The sequence below is a fragment of the Dyella sp. SYSU CM1112 genome, assembly GCF_058216415.1.
This window is the reverse complement of record NZ_JBZEGI010000084.1, coordinates 1-333: the sequence shown is the minus strand read 5'-3', so window position 1 is coordinate 333 and position 333 is coordinate 1. Positions and strand designations below refer to the sequence as shown.

1 protein-coding gene is annotated in these 333 nt (G+C 71.5%); it reads right to left on the bottom strand.

Annotated elements, in window-relative coordinates:
- Nucleotides 1-333 (bottom strand): hypothetical protein (locus AC4HNJ_RS21720; protein WP_490481701.1); only part of this gene is annotated, 333 nt, incomplete at both ends.

Below are 333 nucleotides of genomic sequence, written 5' to 3'. Positions count from 1 at the left end.
CGCCTGGCCGAAACCGGCCCAGGCCGAACCCAGGCTGGCGGCGGTCAGCGACGCTTCGTCCCGCACCTGGGTCAAGGTCGATAGCTTGCCCTGGAACACCGCCTGCGCCAGGGCGCGCGCCATGGCTTGCGCATCGTTGCTGCCGCCGATCTGCTGCAAGGTCAGGCGCAGCGTGGTGGCGGCAGTGAGATAGCTCTGCAAGCTCACGCCGTTGAGGGTGGACGGTGCACGCGTGGCATCCGGGTCGCCCGCGGGTGGCCCCATCAAGGCGAGCACGGGGCCGAAGGCGGTATCCAGCGGGTTGCGGGTGACCGGCGTGAGCGCGGGCGCGTC